The sequence below is a fragment of the Streptomyces sp. NPDC031210 genome, assembly GCF_055570395.1.
The window spans coordinates 352889-360625 of the sequence record NZ_JBVIHH010000006.1 but is presented as its reverse complement, the minus strand read 5'-3'; the positions used below and the strand labels follow the sequence as shown (position 1 = coordinate 360625).

Annotated in this window: 4 protein-coding genes; 1 reads left to right on the top strand and 3 read right to left on the bottom strand. The window is 75.3% G+C overall.

What is annotated here, in order from left to right:
* Nucleotides 1-215: 215 nt before the first annotated feature.
* The 3 genes from ACZ45Z_RS14650 to ACZ45Z_RS14640 all read right to left on the bottom strand — a co-directional run bounded on the left by ACZ45Z_RS14650 (nt 216) and on the right by ACZ45Z_RS14640 (nt 6037).
* A complete protein-coding gene (locus ACZ45Z_RS14650; RefSeq protein ID WP_468361616.1) occupies nt 216-1676 on the bottom strand; it encodes an aldehyde dehydrogenase family protein in 1461 nt (486 codons plus the stop codon).
* 290 nt (nt 1677-1966) lie between these two features.
* Nucleotides 1967-3616: a PucR family transcriptional regulator gene (locus ACZ45Z_RS14645; RefSeq protein ID WP_468361613.1), complete on the bottom strand. Its 1650-nt coding sequence runs from the start codon at nt 3614-3616 to the stop codon at nt 1967-1969.
* Nucleotides 3617-3811: 195 nt separating this feature from the next.
* Nucleotides 3812-6037, bottom strand: a complete 2226-nt coding sequence (locus ACZ45Z_RS14640; protein ID WP_468361610.1) for an ATP-binding protein — start codon at nt 6035-6037, stop codon at nt 3812-3814.
* A gap of 225 nt (nt 6038-6262) precedes the next feature.
* Here ACZ45Z_RS14640 and gabT point away from each other — a divergent pair, with 225 nt between their 5' ends.
* On the top strand, nt 6263-7612 hold the full coding sequence (gabT, locus tag ACZ45Z_RS14635) for a 4-aminobutyrate--2-oxoglutarate transaminase (RefSeq protein WP_468361607.1): 1350 nt from the start codon (nt 6263-6265) through the stop codon (nt 7610-7612).
* The last annotated feature ends 125 nt before the right edge of the window (nt 7613-7737 follow it).

The following is a 7737-nucleotide window of genomic DNA, read 5'->3' as shown; positions in this document are numbered from 1 at the left end:
ACCCCCCCCCCCCCCCCTCCCCCCCCCCCCACCCCCCCCCCACCCCCCCCCCACCCCCCCCCCCCCCCCCCCCCCCCCCCCCCCCCCCCCGGGGCCGGCGCCGGGGGGGCGTGCCGGCCGGGGCCTGGACGGCGGGCGGCCTCGGGGCAGGCCGCCGCTGTCCACCTGTCCAGGCCGGTCGGGTGGTTTCGCCGCGGGCGGTTACGAACCGCCGGTCACAGGTCCAGGCCGGTCAGGACCAGGACCCGCTCGTAGGTGTAGTCGTCCATGGCGAAGCGCACGCCCTCGCGGCCCACGCCCGACTGCTTGACGCCGCCGTAGGGCATCTGGTCGGCGCGGTAGGACGGCACATCGCCGATGATCACGCCGCCGACCTCCAGCGCGCGGTGGGCGCGGAAGGCGGTCTGCAGGTCGTGGGTGAACACGCCCGCCTGGAGGCCGTACTTGGAGTCGTTGACGGCGTCGAACGCCTCCTTCTCGCCGTCGGCCTTGGTGACGGTCAGCACCGGGCCGAAGACCTCCTCGCAGGCGAGGGTGGTGTCGGCGGGCACGTCGGCGAGCACGGTCGGGGCGTAGGAGGCGCCGTCCCGCTTGCCGCCGGCGAGCAGTTGCGCGCCGCGCTGGACGGCCTCGTCCACCCACGTCTCGACGCGCTTGGCGGCGTCCTCGCTGACCAGCGGGCCGACCTCGGTGGCGTCGTCGGAGGGGTCGCCGGTGACCTGCGCCTCGACGGCCGCGACGATCTTGGGGATCAGGCGGTCGTAGACGGTGGCGTCGGCGATCACCCGCTGGACGGAGATGCAGGACTGGCCGCCCTGGTAGTTGGAGAAGGTGGCGATGCGCTGCGCCGCCCAGTCCAGGTCCGCCTCGGAGGAGAAGTCGGCGAGGACGACGGCCGCGCCGTTGCCGCCGAGCTCCAGGGTGCAGTGCTTGCGGGGCACCGAGTCCAGGATGGCGTAGCCGACCTTCTCGGAGCCGGTGAAGGAGACGACGGGCAGGCGCTCGTCCTGGACGAGGGCCTCCATCCGGTCGTTGGGGACCGGCAGGATCGACCAGGAGCCGGCCGGCAGGTCGGTCTCGGAGAGCAGCTCGCCGAGGATCAGGCCGGACAGCGGGGTGGCCGGGGCCGGCTTGAGCAGGATCGGGGCGCCGGCCGCGATGGCCGGGGCGATCTTGTGGGCGCAGAGGTTCAGCGGGAAGTTGAACGGCGCGATGCCCAGGACCGTGCCGCGCGGGAAGCGGCGGGTCAGCGCGAGCCGGCCGGCGCCGCCCGCGTCGGTGTCCAGGCGCTGCGCGTCGCCGCCGTTGAAGCGGCGGGCCTCCTCGGCCGCGAAGCGGAACACGGACACGGCACGGCCGACCTCGCCGCGCGCCCACTTCATGGGCTTGCCGTTCTCGGCGGAGATCAGCCGGGCGATCTCCTCGGTGCGCTCCACCAGACGGCGCTGTACGTGGTCCAGGGCGGCGGCCCGCACGTGGGCGGGGGTCGCGGCGAACTCGGCCTGGACGGCGACGGAGGCGGCGACGGCCTCCTCGACCTGCTCCTCGGTGGGGACGCTCACCGTGCCGACGAGACGTCCGTCCCAGGGGGAGGTGACATCGAAGGTGGCCTCGCCGGTGGCCTTGCGGCCGGCGAGCCAAAAGGCGGTGGGGGCTGCATCAGTGTGGATCGGCACAGTGGATCCCGGCCCTTCCGAAGTGGTGGGTGGTGCGCATGGCTCTGCTCTGGGAGCGGCGCCGCCTGTCAATGCGTGGCGTTGTCGGATGCGCTCGGCTCTGTCCCACCGTAGGGGTGCGGCGGCGTTGTGGCGTTTGTCCGAAGCGGCGTAATGCCGCGGCGCGTCTCTCCGGTGTGGAGGGGCGGGGCGGGTGCGCGGGGTCTGCGGCGTACCCGGCGGCTCCTCGCGCGGCCGTACGGCTCACCCGTCCCGGTCGTCCCCCTCGTCCCGCTCGTCCGGCCCGGCGCTCATTCGTCCTGCGGCGCCGAGGTCGCCTTCAGGGCCAGCCACAGTTCCATCCGCACGTCCGCGTCGTCCAGCGAGCGGCCCAGGATCTCCTCCACGCGCCGCATGCGGTAGCGCAGGGTGTGGCGGTGGACGCCCAGGTCGGCGGCGGCGGCGTCCCACTGGCCGTGCCGGGACAGCCAGGCGCGCAGCGACGCCACCAGGTCGCCGCGGCCGGTCGCGTCGTGCTCGCGCAGGGCGCGCAGCAGTCCGTCGGCGAAGGCGCGGACGGCGTCGTCGGCGAGCAGCGGCAGGACGGAGCCGGCCGCCACGTCCTCGTGCTCGACCAGGGCGCGGCCGCGCCGGCGGGCGACGGACAGGGCCTGTTCGGCCTGGCGGTAGGCGGTGGCGGCGGCCGTCGGGCCGGTCGGCGCGGACAGTCCGGCGGCGAGTCCGCCGGCGCCGCGGCCGGCCTCGGCCCGGGCGGCGCGGCCCCGGGGCCGCGGCCGCTCCCCGAAGCGGGCCTCGGCCGCCGCGGCGAACTCCGCGCAGGCGTCGGCGGCCGCACCGCCGTCCGCGACCAGCGCGATCAGGCGGCTGCCGTCCGGGACGGCGAGCACCGCCTCGCCGGTCCTGGCGGCGGCGGAGTCCATGGCGTCGGCGAGCGCGTCCAGGACGGCGGGGGACGCGCCGGGGGCGGCCGGCGCCGCGCCGTCGTCGTCGCCGGCGACGGGCTCGGCGACCACCACCCGGAACGGGGCGTCCAGCAGCCCGCCGTAGAGCCGGCCGGCGACCGCCCGCGCGTGGTCCGGCTCGCCGGCGAGCAGCATCTTCAGCACCGCGGCGCCCAGCCGCTGCTCGGCGTCCTGGAGGGCCCGGGAGCGTTCGGTGGTCAGGGTGAGCAGCGCGACGGCGGAGTGCACGGCGTAGCGCTCCGCCGTGCCCAGCGGGGCGCCGGTGCCGACCGCGAGGACGCCGCGGGCCCGGCGGCCGGTGCCCAGCGACTGCAGTTCGACGCGGTCGTCGCCGTCGGTGTCGCTGACGACGGAGCTGGCGGGGGCGGGGCGCTCGCGCAGCCGGCCGACGTCGTCGGCGAGGCGGGCGGCGCGGCGGGCCGCCCAGTCGGGGGCGGCGGCCACCACGGCGCCCGAGGCGTCGTACAGGGCGGCCCAGCCGTTGAGGTGCGCGGCCAGCCGGGCCAGCAGCTCGGCGGGGCCCTCGGCGCTGAGCGCGGCCCGGGTCAGCTCCCGCTGCGCCTCGAAACCGGCGGTCACCGCGCGGTACTGGTCGGCGGCGACGGCCGCCGAGACGGCCTTGCTGATCGCGATGAACGGCGTCCGGCGGGGCACCCCCAGCAGCGGGAGGTTCTCCTGCCGGGCCGCCTCGACCAGGGCGGCCGGAGCCTCCTCGTAGTTGACGCCGACCGCGAAGCCCAGCCCGACGACGCCGGCCCCGGCGACCCGCCGCACGTACCGGCGGGTGGCCTCGGCGTCCTCCGCGTCCAGCTTCAGCGCGGTGATGAGCAGCAGCTCGCCGCCCTCCATGTAGGGCACCGGGTCGATCAGCTCGCTGGCGTGCGCCCAGCGCACCGGAACATCGAGCCGTCCCTCGCCCGCGAGCACGGTCAGCTTGAGCGCGGTGTGGTTGACCAGGGAAGCGAGGGTGTGCGGCATGGGACCTTCGGTTGCGACGTCGGTGCGGGAGGGGCGCGGGGCGGCGGGTGCCGGGTGACTTTTCGCCGTCGCGTACGAACGACTACTCCCGATTGTGCCTCAGTGGCGGGTTTCGGGGACACCCTCCGGGCGGCTTCGCCCGGAGGCGCTCCGGCGGCCCGCCGAGCCCCTCAGCCCCGTCAGCCCCTCAGCCCCTCAGTCCCGCAGATCCACCAGCACCGGAGGCGCGTGTTCGCCCTGTACGGAGGTCACCGACAGCACCGCGTGACCGGCCGGGACGGAGTTGGCGAGGTCGGAGGCCGACCAGCGTTCGCGTTCGACGGTGCGGACGGTGACGGCCTTGGCGGTGGCGGCCTTGCCGGTGACGAGGTGGCGGAAGACGTGGAACGCCTTCATCGCGGCGCCCTCCGCGATGACCTGACGATCCGTCACATCGCGGGTCTCGACCCACTCCTTGCCCCACACCTCGGCGAACCGCGCCCCGTCCCACGTCGTCACGCCCGCGAACGCCATCCGGCAGCCGACCGCCCCCAGCAGGGCGCTGCGCAGCGCGTCGGGCACGTCGTCCAGCGAGCGCAGGGTCAGCACCGCGCCGGCGTTCGCCGAGCGCAGCCGCTGGAGGCCGCGCAGCGCCTCGGCGGTGATGGTGTGCGCGGCCTCGTCGAGCACCAGGCAGGCGAACAGCGAACGGTCGGTGCGGGCCACGGCGCACTCGGTGAACTGCGCCAGGACCAGCCGCGCCAGGATGCGCGACGCCTCGGCGTGGCCGCGCTCGGGCAGCTCGATACGGACCCGCAGCGGGTGGTCCAGGGCGCGCAGGGAGACCTGCTTGGTGCGGCCGGTGGGGTCGAAGTAGCCGGCGAAGGCGGGCCGGTCGAGCAGCGCGATGCGGTCGGCGAGCAGCACTCCGACATCGCCGGCCCGCTCCGACTGCCGGGCGCGGGCGTCGAGTTCGCGCAGCAGGGTGTGGGCGCCGGCGTCCTCCAGGGCGCCGCGCAGCGCGGTCAGCGCGGTGGGCGCGCCGTCGAGGAGTTCGCGCAGTTCGGGGACGGCGGGGAAGCGGTCGTGGGCGGCCCGGAAGGGGCCGAGCAGTTGGGCGAGCGCGGTCGCGGCGCGGCGGCTGTCGCCGCCGGGAAGCTGCTCGGCGAGGTCGCCGACGAGCGCCTCGGCCAGGATTCCGGCGGCCTCGTCCGGGTCGGTGGTGCCGCCGTAGAGGTCGAGGTCGCACCGCGGGTCGGGGCGGCCGATCGTGACGACGACGTCGAAGGCGTCGGCCGGCCCGAGGTCGGCGCCGGCGGGGCCGACGGCGACGACCGCGCCCTGTCCGGCGAGCGCCTGGAGGCACATCGACTCCACCACCGGCTTGACGACCCGGGTGGTCTTTCCGCTGCCGGAGGGTCCGACGGCGAGCAGCGAGGTGCCCAGGACGCCCGGCTCCAGGGCGCATCCGGCACCGCGGTGCCGGTAGGGGTTGCGCGGGTGGTCGGCGGCCGTACCGATGCGGACCTGGCGGGCCAGCAGGTCGTGGCGGGCGGTCCTGCGGACCAGGTCGCGCCGTCCCGAGGGGTGCGCGCAGGCCGCCGCGCCGTGGCGCAGCACGGTGTCGGTGAAGGAGGCGAGGGAGTTCTTGCCGGCCCGCACGGACTGCCAGGCCCGTTCGATCCTGGCGACGTCCACGTCGTTCATCCGGCCGGCGCGGGCCTCGGCGGCCAGCTTGTCGGCCGCGTCGTGGGCGCCGCCGGCGCGCAGCTCGGGCCACTGCGCGCGGTCCGCGGCGGGCGCGGGGGCGGCGGTGGGGGCGCGGTCGCGCAGGCGGCGCAGGAGGGGGGCCGCGCAGCGGCGGACGAGTTCGGGCCAGCGGCCGAGGCGGCCGAAGACGACGGCGAGCAGGGCCAGGAACAGCCCGTAGTAGAGGTAGGTGGCCCAGACGAAGACCATGTGGTCGCCGCCGGGCGCGCGCCAGGAGTCCGGTGTGAGCAGCAGCAGCGGCCACATCCAGTAGCTGCCGAGGTAGTTGTTCCACAGCAGCGACCACAGCAGCCAGCCGCACAGGAAGGAGATCACCGCACCGCTGACCAGTTGCCGGGCGGGCACCCGGTCGGGCTCCTCGGCGGGCCGGGGCCGGTGGCCGTACGTCCAGATGCCGGGGGCGGCGGCCGGGCGCGGGGTCCGCAGCCATCCCAGCAGCGGCGGTTCGGCGGCGGCGCCGGCGGGGGGCGTGGCGGGCATCGCGGGCGGCGCGGCGGGCGGTGGCGGGGCGGCCGGGGCGGACCCCGCCGTGGCGTCCGGCGTGGCGTGCCGCCCGGTGGCCGGCGGCCGGGTCGGTGCGGCGGGGTGCGGCACGGTGGGTTCGGGCCGGCCCGCCCCGTCCGGTGGCGGGGAAGCGGTGTGCGGTGCGTCGTGCGTGCCCTCGGTGTCCATCGGGTGCCCTTGTCCCCCTTGAGCCGTGAAGCCGTGCTCTTCAGCCGTGATCTTGCGCTGCGGCGCCGCCGTTCAATCTACTGGCCGCGCGCCGCCGCTATGTCCGGTGCGGACAACGCAACACGCGCACTTCTCCCGAACGGAACATGCCAGACCCGGCCGGCCGCCCCTAGCCTGCGAGGACAACTCATCTTCACGTGTCTGTTCCACCCCCAGGAGACTGCCATGACCGAACTGTCCGGAGGCCCCGCCCTCCCCCAGGAGCGTCGCGTCGTCACCGCGATCCCCGGCCCGAAGTCGCAGGAGCTGTGGGCCCGCAAGCAGGCCACGGTGGCAGCCGGTGTCGGGGCCGTCCTGCCCGTCTTCGCCAAGCGCGCGGGCGGCGGAATCCTCCAGGACGTGGACGGCAACTCCCTGATCGACTTCGGCTCCGGCATCGCGGTCACCTCGGTCGGCAACAGCGCCGAGGCCGTGGTGCGCCGCGCCACCGCGCAGCTCGCCGACTTCACCCACACCTGTGTGATGGTCACGCCGTACGAGCCGTACATCGAGGTCTGCGAGCAGCTCGCCGAGCTGACCCCCGGTGACCACGCCAAGAAGTCCGCGCTGTTCAACTCCGGCGCCGAGGCCGTGGAGAACGCCGTCAAGGTGGCCCGCGCGTACACCAAGCGCCAGGCGGTCGTCGTCTTCGACCACGGCTACCACGGCCGGACGAACCTGACGATGGCCCTGACGTCGAAGAACATGCCGTACAAGAACGGCTTCGGCCCGTTCGCGCCGGAGGTCTACCGCGTGCCGGTGGCCTACCCCTACCGCTGGCTGACCGGCCCGGAGAACTGCGCGCAGGAGGCCGCCGAGCAGGCCATCTCGCAGATCACCAAGCAGATCGGCGCGGACAACGTCGCGGCGATCATCATCGAGCCGCTCCTGGGCGAGGGCGGCTTCATCGAGCCGGCCAAGGGCTTCCTGCCCGCCATCGCGAACTTCGCGAAGGAGAACGGCATCGTCTTCGTCGCCGACGAGATCCAGTCCGGCTTCTGCCGCACCGGCCAGTGGTTCGCGTGCGAGGACGAGAACATCGTCCCGGACCTCATCACGACGGCCAAGGGCATCGCGGGCGGTCTGCCGCTGGCCGCCGTCACCGGCCGCGCCGAGATCATGGACGCCGCGCACGCGGGCGGTCTGGGCGGCACCTACGGCGGTAACCCGGTGGCCTGCGCCGCGGCGCTCGGCGCGATCGAGACGATGCGCGAGCTGGACCTGAACGCCAAGGCGCGCCGGATCGGCGAGGTCATGAAGGCACGCCTGGGGGCGATGGCGGAGAAGTTCGACATCATCGGCGAGGTTCGCGGCCGCGGCGCGATGATCGCGATCGAGCTGGTCAAGTCCGGTTCCAAGGAGCCCAACCCGGAGGCGACCGGCGCGCTCGCCAAGGCGTGCCACCAGGAGGGCCTGCTGGTGCTGACGACCGGTACGTACGGCAACGTGCTGCGTTTCCTGCCGCCGCTGGTCATCGGCGAGGACCTGCTCAACGAGGGTCTGGACATCATCGAGGCGGCGTTCGCGGGCCTGTAGGACGGCGGACGAACCGGGGCGGGGGGGGGGGGGGGGGGGGGGGGGGGGGGCCGGGGGGTTCCATCTTTTTTCCGCGGTCCATGGGGAGCGGGAGGCGTGCGGTGCGTTCCTTGCCTTCCTGCCGG

Coding starts and splice junctions, on each gene's coding strand:
- gabT (WP_468361607.1), top strand. CDS start 6,263: ATGACCGAACTGTCCGGAGGCCCCGCCCTCCCCCAGGAGCGTCGCGTC.
- ACZ45Z_RS14645 (WP_468361613.1), bottom strand. CDS start 3,616: ATGCCGCACACCCTCGCTTCCCTGGTCAACCACACCGCGCTCAAGCTG.
- ACZ45Z_RS14640 (WP_468361610.1), bottom strand. CDS start 6,037: ATGGACACCGAGGGCACGCACGACGCACCGCACACCGCTTCCCCGCCA.